At 50.2% G+C, this 20,120-nt stretch carries 13 protein-coding genes and 3 pseudogenes; 6 read left to right on the top strand and 10 right to left on the bottom strand.

Annotated elements, in window-relative coordinates; all coding sequences use genetic code 11:
• Window positions 1-160 precede the first annotated feature (160 nt).
• Window positions 161-820, top strand: a complete 660-nt coding sequence (locus ACOTX2_RS11685) for an SDR family oxidoreductase (protein ID WP_007897903.1) — start codon at window positions 161-163, stop codon at window positions 818-820.
• Between the two features lie 41 nt (window positions 821-861).
• Here ACOTX2_RS11685 and ACOTX2_RS11690 read toward each other — a convergent pair.
• Window positions 862-1,458, bottom strand: a pseudogene (locus ACOTX2_RS11690) (LysR substrate-binding domain-containing protein); the annotation flags it as partial.
• Window positions 1,459-1,905: 447 nt separating this feature from the next.
• Window positions 1,906-2,232 (bottom strand): four-helix bundle copper-binding protein, encoded by a 327-nt coding sequence (locus ACOTX2_RS11695; RefSeq protein ID WP_022649401.1) that lies wholly within the window; start codon window positions 2,230-2,232, stop codon window positions 1,906-1,908.
• 431 nt (window positions 2,233-2,663) lie between these two features.
• Here ACOTX2_RS11695 and ACOTX2_RS11700 point away from each other — a divergent pair, with 431 nt between their 5' ends.
• Both ACOTX2_RS11700 and ACOTX2_RS11705 read left to right on the top strand, forming a co-directional pair.
• Window positions 2,664-3,797, top strand: coding sequence for a glutathione-independent formaldehyde dehydrogenase (locus ACOTX2_RS11700; protein WP_022651297.1), 1,134 nt, complete (start codon window positions 2,664-2,666; stop codon window positions 3,795-3,797).
• A 569-nt stretch (window positions 3,798-4,366) separates the two neighbouring features.
• Window positions 4,367-4,666, top strand: a pseudogene (locus ACOTX2_RS11705) (IS66 family transposase); the annotation flags it as partial.
• Window positions 4,667-4,737: 71 nt separating this feature from the next.
• On the opposite strand, the gene ACOTX2_RS11710 reads toward ACOTX2_RS11705, so the two are convergent.
• Window positions 4,738-7,389 (bottom strand): excinuclease ABC subunit UvrA, encoded by a 2,652-nt coding sequence (locus ACOTX2_RS11710; RefSeq protein WP_012561117.1) that lies wholly within the window; start codon window positions 7,387-7,389, stop codon window positions 4,738-4,740.
• A 616-nt stretch (window positions 7,390-8,005) separates the two neighbouring features.
• Here ACOTX2_RS11710 and ACOTX2_RS11715 point away from each other — a divergent pair.
• Window positions 8,006-9,139: pseudogene (locus tag ACOTX2_RS11715) on the top strand (IS3 family transposase).
• 199 nt (window positions 9,140-9,338) lie between these two features.
• Here ACOTX2_RS11715 and fghA read toward each other — a convergent pair.
• The 5 genes from fghA to ACOTX2_RS11740 form a co-directional block, all read right to left on the bottom strand.
• Entirely contained in the window at window positions 9,339-10,175 is an 837-nt protein-coding gene (fghA, locus tag ACOTX2_RS11720; protein WP_012561110.1) for an S-formylglutathione hydrolase, read from the bottom strand.
• A gap of 64 nt (window positions 10,176-10,239) precedes the next feature.
• Entirely contained in the window at window positions 10,240-10,638 is a 399-nt protein-coding gene (locus ACOTX2_RS11725) for a VOC family protein (protein WP_012561111.1), read from the bottom strand.
• Between the two features lie 43 nt (window positions 10,639-10,681).
• Complete coding sequence (frmA, locus tag ACOTX2_RS11730; protein ID WP_017384070.1) at window positions 10,682-11,791, bottom strand: S-(hydroxymethyl)glutathione dehydrogenase; 1,110 nt, start codon at window positions 11,789-11,791, stop codon at window positions 10,682-10,684.
• Between the two features lie 34 nt (window positions 11,792-11,825).
• Window positions 11,826-12,101 carry a formaldehyde-responsive transcriptional repressor FrmR gene (frmR, locus tag ACOTX2_RS11735; protein ID WP_017384071.1) on the bottom strand — a complete coding sequence of 92 codons (276 nt, stop codon included), beginning with the start codon at window positions 12,099-12,101 and terminating at the stop codon, window positions 11,826-11,828.
• A gap of 113 nt (window positions 12,102-12,214) precedes the next feature.
• A protein-coding gene (locus ACOTX2_RS11740) for an IS1 family transposase (RefSeq protein WP_223195083.1) occupies window positions 12,215-12,912 on the bottom strand; the annotation gives its coding sequence in 2 pieces (ribosomal slippage) (window positions 12,215-12,663 and window positions 12,663-12,912; 699 coding nt in all).
• A 400-nt stretch (window positions 12,913-13,312) separates the two neighbouring features.
• On the opposite strand from ACOTX2_RS11740, the gene ACOTX2_RS11745 reads away from it, so the two are divergent.
• On the top strand, window positions 13,313-14,296 hold the full coding sequence (locus tag ACOTX2_RS11745) for an MDR family oxidoreductase (RefSeq protein WP_023280857.1): 984 nt from the start codon (window positions 13,313-13,315) through the stop codon (window positions 14,294-14,296).
• Between the two features lie 62 nt (window positions 14,297-14,358).
• Here ACOTX2_RS11745 and ACOTX2_RS11750 read toward each other — a convergent pair whose 3' ends face one another.
• Window positions 14,359-15,015, bottom strand: coding sequence for a TetR/AcrR family transcriptional regulator (locus tag ACOTX2_RS11750; RefSeq protein WP_023280966.1), 657 nt, complete (start codon window positions 15,013-15,015; stop codon window positions 14,359-14,361).
• A gap of 423 nt (window positions 15,016-15,438) precedes the next feature.
• Window positions 15,439-15,735, bottom strand: a complete 297-nt coding sequence (locus tag ACOTX2_RS11755; protein ID WP_023314851.1) for a helix-turn-helix transcriptional regulator — start codon at window positions 15,733-15,735, stop codon at window positions 15,439-15,441.
• Between the two features lie 858 nt (window positions 15,736-16,593).
• On the opposite strand from ACOTX2_RS11755, the gene ACOTX2_RS11760 reads away from it, so the two are divergent.
• Window positions 16,594-19,869 (top strand): P-loop NTPase fold protein, encoded by a 3,276-nt coding sequence (locus ACOTX2_RS11760; RefSeq protein ID WP_023314849.1) that lies wholly within the window; start codon window positions 16,594-16,596, stop codon window positions 19,867-19,869.
• Window positions 19,870-20,120 lie beyond the last annotated feature (251 nt).

Here is a 20,120-nt window from a genome sequence, read left to right on the forward strand (position 1 = left end):
AATCGGTACGGCTGTTGTTCTCAGCTATAAGAACAACTGAGTATCTGACCAGCTGTCTGGTGCTGGCAGCAGCATGCAGTGCAATCGGTCAGGCTCAAAGGAACTGACCTGATGTCAGGTTATAATTTCGGACACATCATAACCCCAGAAGGAGACAACTGTGGTTCATGTTTTCATTATCGGTGGTGCAGGCAAAATCGGCCAGCGTCTGTGCAGGATCCTTTCAGGTAGGGGGCATGCTGTTCGTGCCCTCTACCGTAAGCCAGAGCAGCAGGCATTGCTAGGCGAGCTGGGTGCTGAGCCCGTCAGTGGGAGCCTGACAGAGCTGGATGCAGCTGCGCTGGCGATGCACTTTGCAGGTAGTGATACAGTGGTGTTTACTGCCGGTGCCGGCGGTAAGGGGGGACAGGAGATGACCAATGCGGTCGACGGCGAAGGGCTGAAAAAGTCGGTAGCTGCCGCCCTCAGTGCCGGTGTGTCTCGCTTTCTGCTCGTTTCTGCATTCCCGGAGTCCGCACGGGGAGAAACCACTTCTGAATCATTCGAAAATTATATGCGTGTTAAAAAAATGGCCGATGTGGAACTAGCACAAAGCGAGCTTGACTGGGTGATCCTGCGCCCCGGCGCGCTGCAGGATAAGACTGGTACGGGTTATGTACGTGCCGGCCTGGCCATCCCGTATGGTAACGTGCCCCGTGATGACGTGGCGGCTACGCTGGCTGAACTCATTGAGCAACCTGCCGTCAGCCGCGTCATCATTGAGCTGACGTCTGGCGATGCTCCTGTCCGTGAAGCCATACAGAAGCTGGCGGGCCGATAAAAGGCAGCGCACGTACCAGCAGGCTGCAGGCCCCCAGGCGTTTACAATAAACTTTCCAGCCAGTCGGTAAACGCCCGTACTTTTCGGGAGAGATGGCGGTGCGGATACAGAAGTTACAGTTTGCGATTCGGGGACGTATTATCTGGCAGAACCTCTACCAACAGCCCGCGATCGAGATAAGGCTGCAAAAAAATATTCATGCCCTGTAGTATTCCCAGCCCCGCCAGGCCTGCTGCAATGTAGGCTTCTGAGTTATCCACGACAAGCCTGCCTGGAAGTTCAATTTCGGTGGAGCCCTCTGACGTCCCGAATGTCCAGGGCATAACTTGTCTGTTGCTGCTGTTAATCCAGTTGACGGCCTGATGCTGCTGCAACTCGTCCATTGTTTCCGGGGTGCCGTGTTGATCAAGATACGCAGGACTGGCGCAGGTCGTCATTTTAACGGTTCCCACCTCCTTTGCGATATAGTCGCCATCGTCCAGCTCCCCCACCCTCAGTATGCAGTCCAGGCCATCATGCAGCATATTCCGTCGGCGGTCTGAGCTGCTCAGGATAATTTCAATTCCGGGATGCTGGCGATAAAAATCAGGCAGGTTGGGTATAACAAGTAAAGCCGCAAACGCGACAGGCATATCTATGAGCGAATAGCGGGCGTCAAAATGATAGCGACAGGAAAGTTCTGCCATATTAAACATAACAACCCTTGGGCGCACCGCCGCAGGCGCCCTCAGCACGTTTCTGCGGCCTCCCGCCTGTTTCCGGCACCTTTCAAACGCCCCTGATGATTTCTGCGCGTCTGCATGGCTATGCAGTGAGATCTGCTCTCCACCGATTAGTGCATGCAGATTTTGGAAACGTCCAATTCTGGCACGAAGCGGTCACCCCGGCGGGGTGCAGTCCGCTGTCAGCGAAAACGGACATTGAGCCAATCAAATAATCTGTGCCAGAATTTGTCATTGAGGCTAGTACTTTCGAGTAGATCTATTTCCCGCCCGTACTCTTAAACTCATCTATCTCATCCTTCTACGACTTATTACCGGGAATATAAAACCCCGCCGAAGCGGGTTTGGTAATTTGAGTTTTTCTCAGGCGGCCATCTTTCTGCATTGTTCGGCGCAGTGATGACAAGCGCTTGAGCAATCCTGACAATGGTCATGTTCATGCTTTCCACACTCGTCACCGCACTTCTGACAAACATCAGCGCAAAGACGGCAAAGATCCTGGGCAGACCCGCTATTTAGTGTCATGAATTGAGCTGCAAGACGGCAGATATTTGCACACTGCATATCCAGTTTTATGCACTCGCGCATCATCTCCAGATTCTCTTCGTCGAGACACGAAGCCGCACAGTTATCACATGCCGTTGCACATAGATAACAGGCTTCGATGCATTTTTTGTATTCGTCTAACATAATTTCTCCTTAGCTAAGGTTACGTATTAAGCATGGAAGAGATAACTGATTATTCAAATTTTGAATTAGTTAATTACCTTTTCAGCATTTCATATCATTGATTCAAAGTGCATCTCTAGGGTTACCTAATTCACCTATGTCTACTTCTGGCACAATGCAGAAATGAGATAGATTTACTTTATCCGCTTCTCGCTCAAAGCTGTCCGTAATCCCTTGCCTGCTTAAAAAAACCGGATTAACGTGTGATGTTTTTACGTTTTCCAGGCAGCCTTCATCGGTAAGTACCTGTCTTACAGACTTCAATGCACTTAGTTAAGAAACATCCTAATCGTCCTTTCGCCGATCGCGAGATCTGTTATGGCAGCTAAACTCGATTGATACCCCAATCCGCGGGGCAGCATTTCCTTTCCGCACGCAAGAAGGAGAAGATCATGAAAGCAGTAATTTACAACGGTCCTTATGATGTAAAAGTAAAAGACGTACCGGATGCGAAAATTGTCCGCCCCACGGATGTACTCGTCCGCATCACCACCACCAACATTTGTGGGTCGGACTTGCACATGTATGAGGGCCGGACCAGCTTTGAACAGGGACGGATTCTGGGTCACGAAAACCTGGGTGAAGTGGTCGAAATTGGCTCAGGCGTTGAACGTATTAAGGTGGGCGACTATGTTTGTCTGCCGTTTAACGTGGGATGTGGTTTTTGCGAAAACTGTGAAAAAGGTCTGACCGGCTTTTGTCTCACTACCAATCCGGGTACGGCAGGCGCAGCTTATGGTTTTGCTGAAATGGGTCCCTGGGAGGGAGGTCAGGCGGAACTGCTTCGGGTGCCATTTGCCGACTTTAACTGCCTTGTTCTTCCCCCTGATGCGGCAGAAAAAGAAGATGATTATGTGATGCTCTCTGACATTTTTCCTACCGGCTGGCATGCAACAGAACTTGCCGGATTGAAGCCTGGTGAAAGCGTGGCCATTTATGGCGCGGGGCCGGTCGGTTTGATGGCAGCTCATTCGGCGATCATTAAAGGTGCTTCACAGGTGTTTGTGGTTGATACGCACACAGACCGGTTGGCTCTGGCTGAAAAAATGGGGGCGACGGGCATCAATGCTACTGGCGATGAAGCTGTACAAAAAATTCTCGACCTGACGGATGGACGCGGTACGGATTGTGGCTGCGAATGTGTTGGCTATCAGTGCTGTAACAAACATGGCCATGAAGATAACTCTGTTACCATGAACAGTCTTGTTGCGTCGACGAAAGCAACCGGGGGAATTGGTGTGGTTGGCGTCTTTATTCCTCAGGATCCGGGGGCTGAATCGGAGCTTGCCAGAGAGGGTAAGATGCCATTTGATTTTGGGAGTTTCTGGTTTAAAGGACAGGCAATCCGTACCGGCCAGGCGAACGTTAAGGCCTATAACCGTCAGCTGTCTCGCCTCATCCATCACGATAAAGCCAGTCCGGGCAAAATAATTTCTCATCGTCTTTCGCTTGAAGAGGCTCCTGCCGGATATAAGCACTTCGATGAGCGGGATGAAGGATGGACGAAGGTTATCCTTAAGCCTTAAATAGAGTTATCCGGTATGAGAAAGCAAAAACCGGGAAAGAATGTATGACTTTTGACAGGGTGCAATAAAATATCCTGTCAGGGCGTTATTATTCATACTTTCAGCTGCCAGGCGCTTCCATATCCAGACTTGTTCCCTGATTTTGCCGACGAGATAGCAAAATTAATACATTCAGGAGGAGGCATCTGCGGTTGATCTGTTCCGTATTTATTAACGCCCTGTGCTGTAAGTATTGTCTGCCTCTACCACATAGCAGACATGTGCGCAGGAACGGTCCGCTATGAGCGAAAAGCGGACTTCCGGTCCTTGCGCAAACTCCCGTTCCGAGAAGTTGCAGTTCACAAATCACCTGTTAAAGAAGGTATGGTAGCCCACAGCATTAATTTTGCTTCCATCTTCAGTCAGACTGGCCGGTACCGGCTTCCGATAAGTTTCGTCGGCTGAGGCCCGCTAAAGTAGAGAGGTCAAAAAATAACCTTGACGTACAATAATTTTCGATATCCAAACTGACCCCTAATTAGGTGGACACCTGATGACTGACTTAAAATTTCTATCACGCCAGCGTTACACATCCGCAGTCGCATCTTGCGGGGTTCAGCGGGGTGTTGCAGGCGGACGTGCACGTGCGGACGCCCTCTGACACCACGACCGAAGCGCTGTGCCGTATCGGCGAGCTGTATGGCATCGAGGCGGGCATCCGGGGCAAAAGCGCGGCGGAACGGCTGGCCATTCGGCAGGAAAAAGCGGTACCGCTGCTGACCGCGCTGGAGGGCTGGCTGCGTGAAAAGCAGAAAACGCTGTCACGGCACTCGGAGCTGTCGAAGGCGTTCGCGTACGCGCTGAACCAGTGGGATGCGCTGAAATTATACCTGCGGGAGATTACTGATACAGAACACGCCGGGAATGTGCCGCCATTGACGCAATGACGACACAGCCCTTTTTAACCGTTCCGTGAGAGTTCCCTGGCAATATACTGTGCGGTACGGCTTTCTTTGACCTGCGATACCTGTTCGGGAGTTCCTGCGGCAACCAGGCGTCCTCCCTCATGTCCCGCTCCAGGACCGATGTCGATAACCTGGTCTGCCTGAGTAACCGCCCGCATATCGTGTTCAATCATTATCACCGTATTTTCTGCATCAACAAGCCGCTGCAGCTGCACAAGGAGGCGGTCGGCGTCTGAAGCATGCAGGCCGGTTGTCGGTTCATCTAGGATATACAACGTGTGGCCACGTTGGCTACGTTGTAGTTCGGTTGCCAGCTTGATCCTTTGCGCCTCCCCTCCGGATAACTCGGTTGCTGGTTGTCCCAGACGCAGGTAGCCCAGACCAATTTCACTCAGCAGACGGAGGGGACGAGCCACTGGTTCTTCAGTCGCAAAGAACTGACTGGCTTCATCCACCGTCATATGCAGGACCTCCGCGATATTTTTGTCCTGCCAGCAGATCCTGAGAGTATCCCGGTTATACCGCGCGCCATGGCAGGTCGGGCACGGTGCATACACGCTCGGCATAAACAACAGCTCCACGCTGACGAATCCTTCACCTTCACAGGTTGCACAGCGGCCTTTTGCCACATTGAAAGAGAATTGACCCGCATCGTAATGATGGAGTTTGGCGTCAGTCGTTCCGGCAAAGAGCTTACGAACAGGATCAAACAACCCGGTATATGTCGCCAGGTTTGAACGGGGGGTCCTGCCTATCGGTTTCTGGTCAACCTGAACCAGACGCTTTACCAGTCCGGTATCACCGGTCAGGGTACCGTACGTTTTCTCCGTTACGGATGGCCCCTCAGCGTCGCTGGCTTCGGAAAGCACGTCTTCTGGCTCACCGCCAAGTGAAGAAAGCACCAGTTCCGGTAAGGCCTGGGCAATCAGACTGGATTTACCGGAGCCAGAGACTCCCGTCACGGCTGTCAGCACACCCAGAGGAATATCAACATCGATCCACTTAAGATTGTGGCGATGGATCCCCTGCAGTTTCAGCCACCCGGATGGGATACGGGCAAAAGATTGTGGTGGCCGGACTTCATCAAATAAATAACGCGCGGTACGAGATTGGGTGACGGCTTTCAGATCTTCAGGAATACCACTGTAGAGAACATGTCCTCCCTGTTCACCAGCCGACGGTCCCACATCAACAAGCCATTGCGCCCGTCGCATCAGGTTAAGATCATGTTCAACGACAAACACCGAGTTGCCGGCATCACGAAGGTTCTCAAGCGCATCGTAAAGCGCTTTACTGTCTGAGGGGTGCAGACCCGCAGACGGTTCATCAAGAACATAGACCACACCAAACAGCATCGAACTGAGTTGCGTGGCAAGACGCAGTCGCTGAAGCTCTCCTGCAGATAGAGTTGGGGTTGCTCTGTCCAGCGTAAGATAACCCAGCCCCAGCTTCTGCAACTGATACAACCGGGCCATGACACCACCGGTCAGCCGTTGTGCCGCCAGTCGTTTCTCTTCCGATAACGCCGATGTCCGGCAGACATCGGCGTTATCGGAATGGACCGCTTTTCCGGATGCAGCACGCTCTGTCAGATCCCGACGGGTGATATCCCTGTCGGCATCTGCGCCGGCGTGGTGGGCACTGAAATCCCCCCGGGAGATTGGAAGGAGCAATTCCGCCAGCTGGTCTAAGGGCATCTGCATAAATTCACCAATGTCCACACCGGCAAAGGTGACGGACAATGATTCTGACTTCAGTCTTTTCCCGTGACAGACCGGACACAGCTTGCCTTCCATAAAACGGGAGACTCGTTTTCTCATCAACGCGCTTTGCGTGCTGGCGAAGGTATGTAGCACATAACGACGTGCCCCGGTGAAGGTCCCCATATAACCCGGCGTCATTTTTTTCCTGACGGCTTCGCGCGTATCTTCCGGACTCAGTCCCGGGAAAACCGGTACAGTGGGGGTGTCTTCGGTAAAAAGGATCCACTGACGGTCTTCCGCTGGCAGATTTTTCCAGGGAGTGTCGATGTCATACCCCAGCGTCACCAGAATATCCCGCAGATTCTGTCCGTGCCAGGCCGGGGGCCAGGAAGCAATAGCCTTTTCACGGATACTAAGTGAGGGATCGGGCACCATCAGTGTTTCAGTTACCTCATAGATATGGCCCAGACCATGGCAAGAAGGGCATGCCCCCTGCGGCGTGTTGGGAGAAAAATCCTCGGCATACAGCATCGGTTGTCCGGCAGGATAAGCGCCCGCCCGTGAGTACATCATTCGCACCAGACTGGATAAGGTGGTCACGCTGCCGACAGAGGAGCGCGCGTTACTGGCACCGCGTTGTTGCTGAAGCGCAACGGCTGGCGGCAGTCCGTCAATGGCATCCACATCCGGAACCCCGACCTGATCAATGAGGCGACGAGCGTAGGGGGCAACCGATTCAAAGTAGCGCCGTTGCGCCTCAGCATAAATGGTGCCAAAGGCCAGTGAAGACTTACCCGAGCCTGACACACCCGAAAAAACAACCAATGCGTTGCGCGGAATGGAAACATCCACCTCTTTAAGGTTGTTCTCGCGAGCACCGCGAATCACAACTGAATTGTTGTCGTCAGTCAGGATGGGATGATAACCGAAAAGTTTCTTTGCCATAGAATTTCCTGTGCTAGGTGTGTCCGCTCTTAATAAGGCCACCTCTTGTGACGGTATCTGGTGTGCCGGACCGCTCGATCAGAAAGCCCGTCGAAAAAAGCGTTTGTGTGACTGGAAACAGATTGCTGAAGCTGGGCCCGGTGGTACCATGTGGGACACCGCTGAAGTTTCAGCGGTACCCTGCGGATCCGCCTTCTGTATGAGAACTGGCTGGCGGCGTACCCGGGACCGGAGATTTGGCTCCCGTGATAATGCGGGCTCCCCGGTACGCGACGCTGTGGTTCCAGACCCAGCTGATGGCGACACTCAGGCGGTTTCGGGTACCAATTAAAAAATACAGATGAATAATGCACGTGATTTCATATGTCATTTCCTTTCATTACAGTTTTAGACCCCATCAGACATCTGCCTGGCAGAGTTAACGGAGATAGGAGCGGACTATCGAAATGGTGTCGTCGATTGACCTCTTCTGCGACTCATTTCGTTTGCCCGTATCGGGGAATTCCTCCCGAAGATAGCTTTCCAGAACAACCGCCATCAGGTCGTTAACGGCTCCCTGGACTGACCCCGCCCCGGTAGACGATCCTGCCCTATAGTTTGAGTATAGGAGGAGCGTATGGGCACACCACGATTTACACCTGAATTTAAGGAAGAAGCCGTCCGTCAGATAACGGAACGCGGTTATTCCGTCGCCTAAGTATCTGAGCGTCTGGGCGTCTCTGCACACCGCCTCTACAAGTGGCTACGGGCTATCAAACCTGATAACAGCGAGCAGCATGCCCGGGATTTACTGGAAGCTAAAAGCGAGATCCTGAAACTCCGGGCGCAGCTAAAACGCACCGAAGAAGAACGGGATATCCTGAAAAAGGCCGCGCGGTACTTTGCAAAGGAGCCCGACTGAAGTACCGCTTTATCAATGAGCACCGAACTGTATGGGGTGTGATGACGATGTGTCGGGTACTGAATGTCGCCCGGGCCGGGTTCTATGCGTGGCTGCATAACCCTGTCTCGGCGCGTGATAAAGATAACCAGCGCCTGCTGATGCTTATCCGCGACTCATATTCCCTGAGCGGAGGCGTATACGGTTACCGGCGGGTTCATGGCGATCTGAACGAAATCGGGGAAACCTGTGGTAGAAACCGGGTGGGTCGGATCATGCAACTGGACCGGATTAAAGCTGTGCGCGGCTATAAAGCGCCACGTCGTATCGCTGGCAGGCCTTCAGTCGTTGCTCCTAATCTCGTGCAGCGGCAGTTCACCGTTGTCCGGGCCACCCAGGTCTGGGTCACCGATATTACTTATATCCGCACCTGGCAGGGCTGGCTGTATCTGGCGGTGGTTATCGATCTCTTCGCCCGTAATGTGGTCGGCTGGTCGATGAAACCCACTCTCTCACGCGAACTGGCGCTCGACGCGCTGATGATGGCGGTCTGGCGCCGAAAACCAGACAGCGAGGTTATCGTACATAGCGATCAGGGCAGCCAGTACGGCAGTGACGACTGGCAGCGCTTCTACCGGGCCAATAACCTGGCGCCGAGCATGAGCCGGCGTGGCAACTGCTGGGATAATGCGGTGGCCGAATCGTTCTTCAGTTCGCTGAAAAAAGAACGGATCAGAAAACGCATATATAAAACCAGGGATCTGGCCCGGGCGGATCTTCGATTACATTGAAGTCTTCTATAACCGGTCCCGGCGCCACAGCCACCTCGGCGACGTCAGTCCGGAGGCCTTCGAACAGGCCTCGTCGTGAGGACAGGATTTGTCTACAGGCGTGGGGTCAGTCCAAACTATAGGGCAGGATCGTCTACCGGGGCGGGGTCAGTCCATCAACGGCTCGGAAGTGTCTAGATTATCCGTGGCGATTCAGTTACAGTACATCTCAGGTCTGCAGGGTTCAGGCCCTGTTCAGGCCTGAAAATTAAGCACATTTTCTGAGGCTGGAAATCAACTCATGCTGACAGCCTGAGCCTGTTGGCATGGTAAGCAATGTGCTCACCAATAAAGCTGGAAATGAAATAATAGCTGTGGTCGTATCCAGTATGATATCGGAACGACGCATTGAGGTTCATCTCATTGCATACTCTCTCAAGGATTTTGGTGCGCAGTTGCTCTTCATAAAAGGCGTCACTCAGCCCCTGATCAATGAAGATTTCTGGTAATTTTTCACCCTGTAAAATGAGGCTGACTGGATCGTAGGCTTCCCACGTTTTTCTGTTTTCACCCAGGTAAGCGCTAAATGCCTGTTGCCCCCATGGCACCTGAGAAGGCGATACTATCGGGGAAAATGCTGATACGCTCACATATTCACCAGGATTTCGCAGAGCCAGCACCAGAGCACCCAGCCCTCCCATAGAATGACCGGATATAGATTTTCTTGCCGTTGCAGGAAAATGATTCATGACGACATCCGGAAGCTCTCTGAGAATATAGTCATACATCCTGTAATGAACATTCCACGGCTGTTCCGTCGCGTTCAGATAAAAACCGGCCCCCTGGCCAAGATCGTAACTGTCGGCATCCGGGACATTATTACCCCGGGGACTGGTATCCGGGACAACAACGATGACGTTATGCCGGGCTGCATAATGCTGCATACCTGATTTGGTGATGAAATTCTGCTCAGTACAGGTCAGGCCCGACAACCAGTATAGTACCGGCAGTTTTTCTGTTACTGCTTTGGGAGGAAGATACACACCGAAATTCATTTCACAATTAAGGGATTGTGAATAATGCCGGTACACGTTTTGCCAGCCGCCAGAGCTGGCATGCTGCTCAATGAGTTCCATCAGCCGTTATCTCATGGTTATTTCCCCTGACCGAAGCCAGGGGAAGTATCTTTAAATCCGGACGTCAGATAAACGTATACGCCGTGATTTTGTTACCCGCCGGATCCCGCAGGTAGGCAGCATAGGCCCCGGGAAGGTGACCACGCGGGCCAGGTTGACCTTCATCAGCTCCACCGGCGGCAAGGCCGGCAGCATGGAAAGCATCAACCTCTTCCGGGGTGGCAGCAGCGAAGCCGACAGTCACCCCGTTAGCGGAAGGTGCTTCACCGTTGCCCGGACGGGCAATGATAAATGCCGGCTTTTCGCGGCCATAGAGTACCCAGCCGTTGCCAAACGGGCCGAGGTTATTGATACCAAGCGTGCCCAGGACGACATCGTAAAATGCGGAGGATTTCTCGACATCGGCTGCGCCAATGAACACATGAGAAAAGATGCCGTCACCAGAAATTACCGGAGTTGTCATTTTCCACTTCCTTCAGTTTGAGTTGATTAAAATTCTGATGGGATCAGTAATGAATCACTGTCCGGATAGATTTGCCTTCATGCATAAGCTCGAAGGCGTCATTGATTTCATCCAGTGTCATCGTATGGGTTACAAATGGCTCAAGGTCAATATCCCCCTTCATGGCATCCTCGACCATACCGGGGAGCTGAGTGCGGCCTTTTACTCCGCCAAACGCGGAACCTTTCCATACGCGCCCGGTGACCAGCTGGAAAGGACGGGTGGAAATCTCCTGTCCGGCCCCTGCGACACCAATGACAACGGACTGCCCCCACCCACGGTGAGCACTTTCCAGCGCTGCACGCATGACGTTAACGTTACCGATACATTCAAAGGTATGGTCAATACCCCACTTGTTGATATCCAGCAGAACATCTTTAATCGGTTTGTCATAATCATTCGGGTTAATGCAGTCAGTGGCCCCGAACTGACGGGCCAGGTCAAATTTTGTCGGATTAGTATCGATAGCGATAATACGTCCCGCTTTTGCCTGACGGGCCCCCTGTACCGCAGCCAGACCAATTGCCCCCAGACCAAAAATGGCAACTGAATCGCCCGGCTGCACTTTAGCCGTGTTATGGACGGCGCCAATACCGGTAGTCACGCCACAACCCAACAGGCAGACGTGTTCATGGTTCGCCTCCGGGTTAATTTTTGCCAGAGAAACCTCGGCCACAACGGTGTATTCACTGAATGTGGAACATCCCATGTAGTGGTAAAGAGGCTGACCGTTGTATGAAAAGCGAGTGGTCCCGTCAGGCATCAGTCCTTTGCCCTGAGTCTCGCGAACCGATACACAGAGGTTCGTTTTACCGGACTGGCAGAATTCACACTCCCCGCATTCAGCGGTGTAGAGCGGAATAACATGGTCACCCGGCTTCACACTGGTGACGCCTTCACCAACTTCAACGACGATACCGGCTCCCTCGTGGCCGAGAACCACCGGGAAAACGCCCTCAGGGTCATTCCCTGAGAGGGTAAAGGCATCGGTATGGCAGACACCTGTGTGGGTGTTTTTAATCAGCACCTCGCCTTTTTTAGGCGGAGCAACATCAATTTCAACAATCTCCAGGGGCTTCCCTGGTGCAAATGCAACAGCGGCACGTGATTTCATACGTAATATATCCTCAATGTAATAATGGCCTCACCTATTTAAGATAGGCACGAACCAGCTCAATCGTATCGTCAACTGATTTACTGACTTCATGACTGTAGCTGTCATTCTGGTCAAAGGTTTCCCGTATGTGGCTCTCCAGCACCTCTGCCATCAGTCCGTTAGCGGCGCCCCGGACGGCGGCGATTTGCTGGAGAACGGAACGGCATTCAGCGCCACTTTCAAGTGCTCTTTCCAGAGCATCAATCTGACCCCGGATACGGCGAACCCGGGTTAGGACCTTTTTTTTCTCTTCAGGAGTACTGGGCATTGCTTACCTCACTGCTCTGTATTTCTTATACTATAGGGGAGTATTACATTAAGATCAACACATACCCCACTATAGTATAATAAATATATCAGAGCACCGGTAATGACTCCAACTTACTGATAGTGTTTTATGTTCAGATAATGCCCGATGACTTTGTCATGCAGCTCCACCGATTTTGAGAACGACAGTGACTTCCTGCCCAGCCTTGCCAGATGCTGCCTCAGATTCAGGTTATGCCGCTCAATGCGCTGCGTATATCGCTTGCTGATAACGTGCAGTTCTCCCTTCAGGCGTGATTCATAAAGCGGCCAGCCATCCGTCATCCATACCACGACCTCAAAGGCCGACAGCAGGCCCAGAAGACGCTCCAGCGTGACCAACGTGCGTTCACCGAATACGTGCGCCACAACCGTCCTCCGTATCCTGTCATACGCGTAAAACAACCAGCGCTGGCGTGATTTAGCGCCGACGTAACCCCACTGTTCGTCCATTTCCGCGCAAACAATGACGTCACTGCCCGGTTGTATGCGTGAGTTTACCGACTGCGGCCTGAGTTTTTTAAGTGTCGTAAAATCGTGTTGAGGCCAACGCCCATAATGCGTGCACTGGCGCGACATCCGACGCCATTCATGGCCATATCAATAATTTTCTGGTGTGTACCGGGCTGAGAGACGGTGTAAGTGAACTGTAGCTGCCATGTTTTACGGCAGTGAGAGCAGAGATAGCGCTGATGTCCGGCAGTACTTTTACCGTTACGCACCACGCCTTCAGTAGCTGAACAGGAGGGACAGCTGATAGAAACAGAAGCCACTGGAGCACCTCAAAAACACCATCATACACTAAATCAGTAAGTTGGCACCATTACCCGAATTACCAGCGTCTGCTCTTGGCACGGAGCGGACCTATTTACTGAGCCGAAGGTCCGCTCAGACTAACTCATTAAAGCCTGGTTGTTTTATCGCATCATCAGCCGTGTTCTGAAGCATTAGCTATGTATCTTCAGGGATGCTGATTTTCCCTCTGCACCAGATAAACCAGAATACAGTTTGATGTCGGTCAAAAAAGACAGCTTTAAGTGCATGAAATGAATAATGTTTCTTGAATGCTGGCAAAGCACTGGGATCGTAGTGTTGATTATTAGACGATCGGTCAATATTATTTATTGACGACTTAATGACTGAACGGTAAACGCCCGGACAAACGAGGTGAACGTGTTTAAATCTTTATTAATCAACAAAACAGATGGACGCTATAGTGCGCAACTTGCTGAAATCGCTGAAAGTGAACTACCGCAGGGGGATGTGGAGGTCAATGTTGACTATTCATCCATCAACTACAAAGACGCACTGGCCATTACGGGCCGGGGCCCAATCGTCCGACGCTTTCCCATGGTGCCCGGCATTGATTTTACCGGTACAGTGTCCGCCAGTTCACATCCCGAATATCAGGCCGGAGATAAGGTTCTCCTGACCGGCTGGGGTGTTGGGGAAAAACACTGGGGCGGACTATCCGAAAAAGCACGGGTAAATGGAGACTGGCTGACGCCGCTCCCGGCTGGCGCTAACGGCAAACACGTAATGGCAATCGGAACAGCTGGGTTTACCGCGATGCTGTGCGTAGACGCACTTCTGAATCATGGTATTAAGCCTGAAGATGGTCCGGTACTTGTTACCGGTGCCAGCGGCGGCGTCGGGAGCATTGCGGCCATGATCCTTGCATCAATGGGGTACCGCGTTACGGCGTCTACTGGACGCCCGGAAGAGGCTGCCTGGCTCTATAAAACGGTCGGTGTGGACGAGATTATTAACCGTTCCGAGCTCTCCTGTCCCGGAAAACCGTTACAGAAAGAACGCTGGGCTGCCGCCATTGATACAGTCGGTAGCCATACGCTCTGCAATGTATGCGCCGGGGTGCGTTATGGCAGTATTGTTGCAGCCTGCGGCATGGCACAGGGGATGGAACTAATGGGGAATGTGGCTCCGTTTATCCTGCGTGGCGTCACGCTGAAAGGGATTGACAGTGTCATGTTCGCGAAGGAAAAAAGAGCGGCGATCTGGCAGCAGGCGGTACAGTATTTACCGGAGTCCAGACTGGATAGCCTGACCACCGTTTATCCGCTGAGTGATGCCATCAATGTGGCCGAAAAACTTCTGAGTGGCGGAATTCGTGGCCGGGCAGTAATTCAGTGTAGCTAATGAAGTGGAAGCCAGGCTCAGCCTGGGTTTGATAATTATTATCAGGGGCTGCGGCCCCTTTTTTACTTTTCAACAGCCGTGTCCTTAGAGGGCTGATAGCGTACTGACTTTTTGAAATAGCTCCAGAAGTCGTACACAGGCTGGGTTGAGCAATAAAGTTTGGCACGCATTACGGCACCCTCCCAACTGCTCCAGAAAATGGCCGCCAGTTGCGTATTATTCATATCGGAACGGATTTCGCCCGAAGATAACGCGTCGGACAGACAGCACGCCACAAGCGCCTGCCAGCGCTCAAGTATTTCGTGGAGCTGTTTGATAAAGGACAGTGGAAGACCCGGACTCTCCTGCATCATATTGCCAACCAGACAGCCCCGGGTGAAATTGTACTTTTTAATGCCGTCGCAGGCATCGTCGATGAAATTTTCCAGACGCATCATTGGTGTGAAGGATGATTCATACAGATGTTTTTGGAGTTTATGCACAAAGAAACTGTCATAGGCGCTCAGAACAGTCTGGGCATACTCTTCTTTGCTCTTGAAATAGTAATAAAATGAGCCTTTAGGAACACTGGCATTTTTGACAATGGCATCGACTCCCGTTGAAAGAAAACCATTCTGCGTGAGCAGTTCAAGCCCGCTTCGGATCAGGTCATTACGGGTATCTGTATAGGTACTCTCTGTTTTTCGTGGCCTGCCTCGCCCACGAATTTCGCCAGTCATGACTTTGCTCCTGCATTTTATTAACGGAAAAGAATAAGTGATTTTGCGCGGAGGCTTCAATCAGTTTATCCCCGGCGGTGACGAGGTGGCCACCTATGCCGACTGGACAGGGGACTGACTATTGCCATAACGCCATCGCAGGTTGCTTCAGTAAACCTGCTAATCCCGTACAATGGCGAATTCGCTATATCCGCTTCTCGCACTTAGCTGCCATAAATCGGCCAGGCAATCACAGGTCATTTCTGTCTCGCAAAGAAGGTGCCGTTTCTGCTTTGCGTTGACACCCCTAAATATTAGAATTAAAAGGAGAGAGTTACTGGAAAAAGGCAGCGGAGGCAGTGACAATCGTGGCTTGAAGCCACTACTCGATGGATGCGGACATGTAGTTGGCGTCATTCGACAAAACTAGCAAACTTCTAATAGTCACCATTTCTCCCGTCTGGCGGGAGTGCTGTCAAATGCCCCCCTCATCTCTGTGTGGGAAATGAAGGGTGAAGGGGAAATAGATGACAGCGTTATTTCTACGCCCAGAATACTGAATACCTTGTACAGACGATCAATACTGGCGCTAGCAGGGTTTGCTTCCAGGCGGGCATAGGTTTGCTGCGTTACGGCAAGCCTCTCAGACACATCTTTTTGCGTGAAGCCCTTGATTTTGCGAAACCCGATTAGCACAGGTCTGAGCTGGTTCAGCGTTTTTATCGGGAACTGATTATTCATAAGTGACCTGCCTCGCAGACTGAGTAGGGAGTACCGCCCTGTAATACAGCAGGTAAGGTGTATTTTGTGTTATACAGACTATAGGCTGTAAAACCTTTATTGAAAAGATGCTGATGTTCCAGGGGCATGCCGAGCATGGACGATTTTCTGCGGGGCGGTATTTCGCTACGGGGGAGATTGCGTTCGGGCAATGTACCGGTGTAAAAAACGTCAATTTTTCAAAACCGCTGTTATCGGGATAAGCTGAAAACTCCGAAGGCAGACACAGCCACGAATAATGTCAGACTTAAACTCTGTAGCTGTCTTCTTTTGCCTGTAAATAACGTCTAGTTTGACTCTGATGAAGGCTGTACCAGGCAGAGAACATGTCACTCTCGGGGCCGGATGATAAAATGTGTTCAACTGGCTGGGCAGGGTAATAGCGAAGAACGTTCTCTGAAATTCGATTCAGCTCAGCGTAACGTGCGCTGTAGGTATGTATAATCCATTGCATCAATTTTGCATCCGTATTATTCGCAGATTACACACAAGAAGCTTAACAATGGCTGAAAGAGTGAGCAGGGATATGTAACAAAAACAAGGGCTTCAAGATGAACTGGATAAAACCGGAGCAGAGCAAGCCCTGTTCCGGTTTGTCAGGCTTTGGAATTTCTTCCAGGCCCCTGCAGCTAGTCACAACAAACACATTAATGTTTTCATTGCTTCAATTCAATATTATTGTGTGAAAGGGATTCCATCGAAATCGGCTTATGCATGCTTAAAACTAAACTGCCCCGGCTGCAGTCATTTGGTTGCTGTGGGCTCTGTACTGTGTCTAATAGTGAAAGAATCTTACGTTATAACGAAGGAAATTGCTGAATGACTCTACGATTGCAGACGGAATCACCCGCTGACCAGGATATGTTTAGAGGCAGCAGTCATGAAAAAGTTGCAGAGAATGTGGCTCAGATCATCAGGACACCTGATGTCAATATTATTGGTCTGGAAGGTGAGCTGGGTTCAGGTAAGTCAACAATATTGAAGTTCCTGCAGAAAAAGCTTAAAGATGATTTTACGTTCATTAACTTTGATGCAGAACGTTACCATCATGGCTCAACTAAAAAAGCGCTTATCGATGTCATCCACCACGGGGTCAGCCTACAATGTCCGGGCTCCCGGGATGTGTTGGATAAGTATAAAAATCTGGCTCTGGGTAACATCGTTGAATACGACAAGAGGGTCAGCAGCAGGCTAAGCTGGTTGACCGTCGTTTTTATTTTACTGTCATTGCTTTCCGTGCAGATGCTTCGTTATGTGCTAACAGACCTTAATCAATATTTTACTAACAAGGAGTCATTATTAGGGTGGCTTTTTTATGTTGAGGTGGCCGCGTTTCTTTCTCCTGCCATTATGGTCGCAGGACTGGCATGCCTGCAGAACATGGAATGGTACAGAAAGAAAGGGTATTCGAGTATTGGTGATTTGTTCAAACGCAACAGTACTGACAGGATTGAAGAGACTTGGCTAGTTAATAAGGAGGTCGGAGCTATTGAGCTGGCTGAAGCTCTGCAGGGATTTACCTCCAAAGAGGTCATTTCCCATGGAGATCGCTTCATCCTTATCATTGATAATCTGGACCGAATCAGTGCAGACAAAGTGAAAGAGCTCTGGAGTGATATGGAGCTTATTGCCGGAGCCACTCATGAACACTTCAGGATAGTGGTGCCCTATTCGGCAAGACAGGTTTCAGCCTCACTTTCTGTGGCGGGTTTCAGCGGGCGTGAGTTTATTGCAAAGCGGATTCCTGTAAGTTTTCAGGTTCCTCCTCTTATTTCGGCAGGATGGCAGGAAGCGTTAAGGCAGTACTGGAAAGAAACAGTAAATGAGGATGCAGGGATAGCGTGCCGGGAAGCAACGGTGTTGCTTGAGCGCTGGAAACCCTCTGAGTATCCTCGTATCACACCGCGATTAATGAAGAAGTTTGTTAATGATATTCATATTCTGAACCTTACCGTTCCTGCAACAGAAGATCATCGCCATATTCTTATTGCTCTCTACTTACTGGTGGTCAGATACGGGGAGCGAGATATTAAAGTATTACTTCGCGATCCCAAAGCTAGTCAGACCGAACCCGGTATTGCTCCGGATGATTTTGACGAGATGCTCTCGCTAACTTATCAACAAATATCCCGAATTTTTAATAACGATACAGAAAGATGGAGCGAATTTCTGATGAGCATCCACTATCAGTCCACGGTGGAGCTTGCCAGGAGCGAGTTGCTTGATACGCCTCTTAAAGACGCGATTGGTGCTATAAATATCCCACGGCTTGAAGAACTGACGGCCTTGTGGGGTTTCGCTGAAGCATGGCAGCGAGTGGCACCACATATTCAGATGCGAGACTGGCTGGTTTCTTATAGCCGGATGGATGAGAAGTGTCAGGCTCTCGCCGAACCGCAACTCAAAGTCGCAGTGCAAATGCTGAATCAGAGTTATGCTGTTTCACTCAGAGAAAAGAATGATGAAGGTTTCGTATTGAGTCTGCAGAAACTGATGGCTGACGGGCGGATAAGCCTAGAGCCTTTCGTCGAAAGGCAAATATCGTTTATTGTGAGTAAACTTGATGAAATTCAGGATTCAGAAAAATTGGAGGCTGAATCCACGCAGACGTTGCTGCAGGAAGCTGATTCATACTCTGTTCTGGCCGGTGAATCACTACTGAATAAAATGGAGAATTTTGTAGATGGCGTATTTTATGTGGAATACCTTGTCAATAATGAAGAGACCTTGTCAAACCTGAAAATTGGCACACTAGATATCGGAAATCACGGTCGGGAGGAGATGTTACGCTATGGAGCTGAGCAACCTCAGATAGACCTTTTTAATCCGGGAATTATCCGGCATATCAATATTGCATCGAAGGCGGTACAGAACGTAATTGGAAAGAATGATGGTACAGGTGGGGCTCAGGTTAGCTCTGCAATAATGACGCTTAAAAATCGTCAGGTTGTTGAGGACGTTATCCATTTCAGAAAAATTGTTCTGAGCCCGGACTGGAATAATAATGTTTTAAATCAATATTATCTTAATAATACGGCGACGAGGAATCTCTTCCCTGCGGAATTTGCTGCACAGGCTGTTGCTCACATGGTGCTCCATGGTAACTATGCCGGTATCGAGTCGTACAGTGAACATATTGGTGAGGAACGGTTTGACCTGGCTTTGGCTGCATATCTTCGTTATCTACGTACTGCCGAGAGTATCTTTATAGCACTTAAGGATAAAAATGTTCTGCCGTACATCAAAAATGCTGTTGGCAGGATTGTTGATTTAGGTCTTCTGGTGAATATACCTGTCCTGAGCTTTGTTAAAGGTCAGTATGACGTCATCAAAGAAGCTACAAATGCAACCTCTCTTTTAATATTTGTGCGAGAGCGTCAAAAAGCACTGTCAGAGAAAATAATTGAGTCTGATGTGAATGCTATGGGTCCAGTATTTCTCCATGACGTATATCAGTCAGGTGAGCAGTTTGATATTTTGAAGAAAAAGCTGAACGCCCTGGCATGTGGAGTATTTAGTTCTTCTGAAAGGCTTATTGAGTGTTTTACGGTTCTTCCTGTGAACATGCGCTTTATCCTTGAACAAATGCAACTTCAGGGGCAGCATATCCGGATGGAAGGTAGTGTGGGTATCTTTGCATCATGGTTCCGTGATGCAGAGCCAGACGTTGTCACAAATGCCGAGAACATTCATTTCCTGTGGTCTTGCCTCGACGATACCCAGAGAGAGACTGTACTTGATGAGTTGCACGATGTCTTACTTGAAAGACATATTCGTATTGACAGCCGTATTGCGATTATTACCCGTTTTCATAATGAGTTGTCGTTTATTGAACCTGAGAAGGCCGTTGAACGCAGGGCTATTGCGGCGCTGTTTAGCGCTTCTGTTGATAATGTATTATTGTCTCAATGGCTTGACCGTCAGACGTTTTCATTTTCATCATGGTCTCCGGAGGACGCCCGTACGGCAACGAGTTGTATAATGAATAACTCGGAGATTTTTCCTCTCATCTGCAGGAATTCACAGTATATTAAAAACAGAATGTTACCAGAGAAAGCGGACGTTACAGAAGATAGTGATACGTTTCCGGACTGAGTTCGTTCTTTAAATCCTATACCTGAAGACCACAGCGGTGGTCTTTGGGAGTTTTTTTATTGCCTGATATACATTAAGCATGTTATATCTTGCTAAGAAATAATCATTCAGGGATTAATCATAACTACTGAAGTTATGTTGTGTTCTTTTCTTTTAAAAATAAATTATTCAGATTTATTTTCTATTGATTTAATGAGGTAGGGAATGACAGAAAGTGCTTTGCTTTTGCGAGAGGCATTTAATGAATCGGT

This window comes from Enterobacter cloacae complex sp. IR5412 (assembly GCF_049237385.1).
GTDB lineage: Bacteria > Pseudomonadota > Gammaproteobacteria > Enterobacterales > Enterobacteriaceae > Enterobacter > Enterobacter intestinihominis.

Bases quoted from the DNA above. Each gene is read 5' to 3' on its own strand.
- ACOTX2_RS11755 (WP_023314851.1), bottom strand. From the start codon at position 15,735: ATGAATAATCAGTTCCCGATAAAAACGCTGAACCAGCTCAGACCTGTG.
- ACOTX2_RS11695 (WP_022649401.1), bottom strand. From the start codon at position 2,232: ATGTTAGACGAATACAAAAAATGCATCGAAGCCTGTTATCTATGTGCA.
- ACOTX2_RS11710 (WP_012561117.1), bottom strand. From the start codon at position 7,389: ATGGCAAAGAAACTTTTCGGTTATCATCCCATCCTGACTGACGACAAC.
- ACOTX2_RS11760 (WP_023314849.1), top strand. From the start codon at position 16,594: ATGACTCTACGATTGCAGACGGAATCACCCGCTGACCAGGATATGTTT.
- frmR (WP_017384071.1), bottom strand. From the start codon at position 12,101: ATGCCCAGTACTCCTGAAGAGAAAAAAAAGGTCCTAACCCGGGTTCGC.
- frmA (WP_017384070.1), bottom strand. From the start codon at position 11,791: ATGAAATCACGTGCCGCTGTTGCATTTGCACCAGGGAAGCCCCTGGAG.
- ACOTX2_RS11750 (WP_023280966.1), bottom strand. From the start codon at position 15,015: ATGACTGGCGAAATTCGTGGGCGAGGCAGGCCACGAAAAACAGAGAGT.
- fghA (WP_012561110.1), bottom strand. From the start codon at position 10,175: ATGGAACTCATTGAGCAGCATGCCAGCTCTGGCGGCTGGCAAAACGTG.
- ACOTX2_RS11700 (WP_022651297.1), top strand. From the start codon at position 2,664: ATGAAAGCAGTAATTTACAACGGTCCTTATGATGTAAAAGTAAAAGAC.
- ACOTX2_RS11725 (WP_012561111.1), bottom strand. From the start codon at position 10,638: ATGACAACTCCGGTAATTTCTGGTGACGGCATCTTTTCTCATGTGTTC.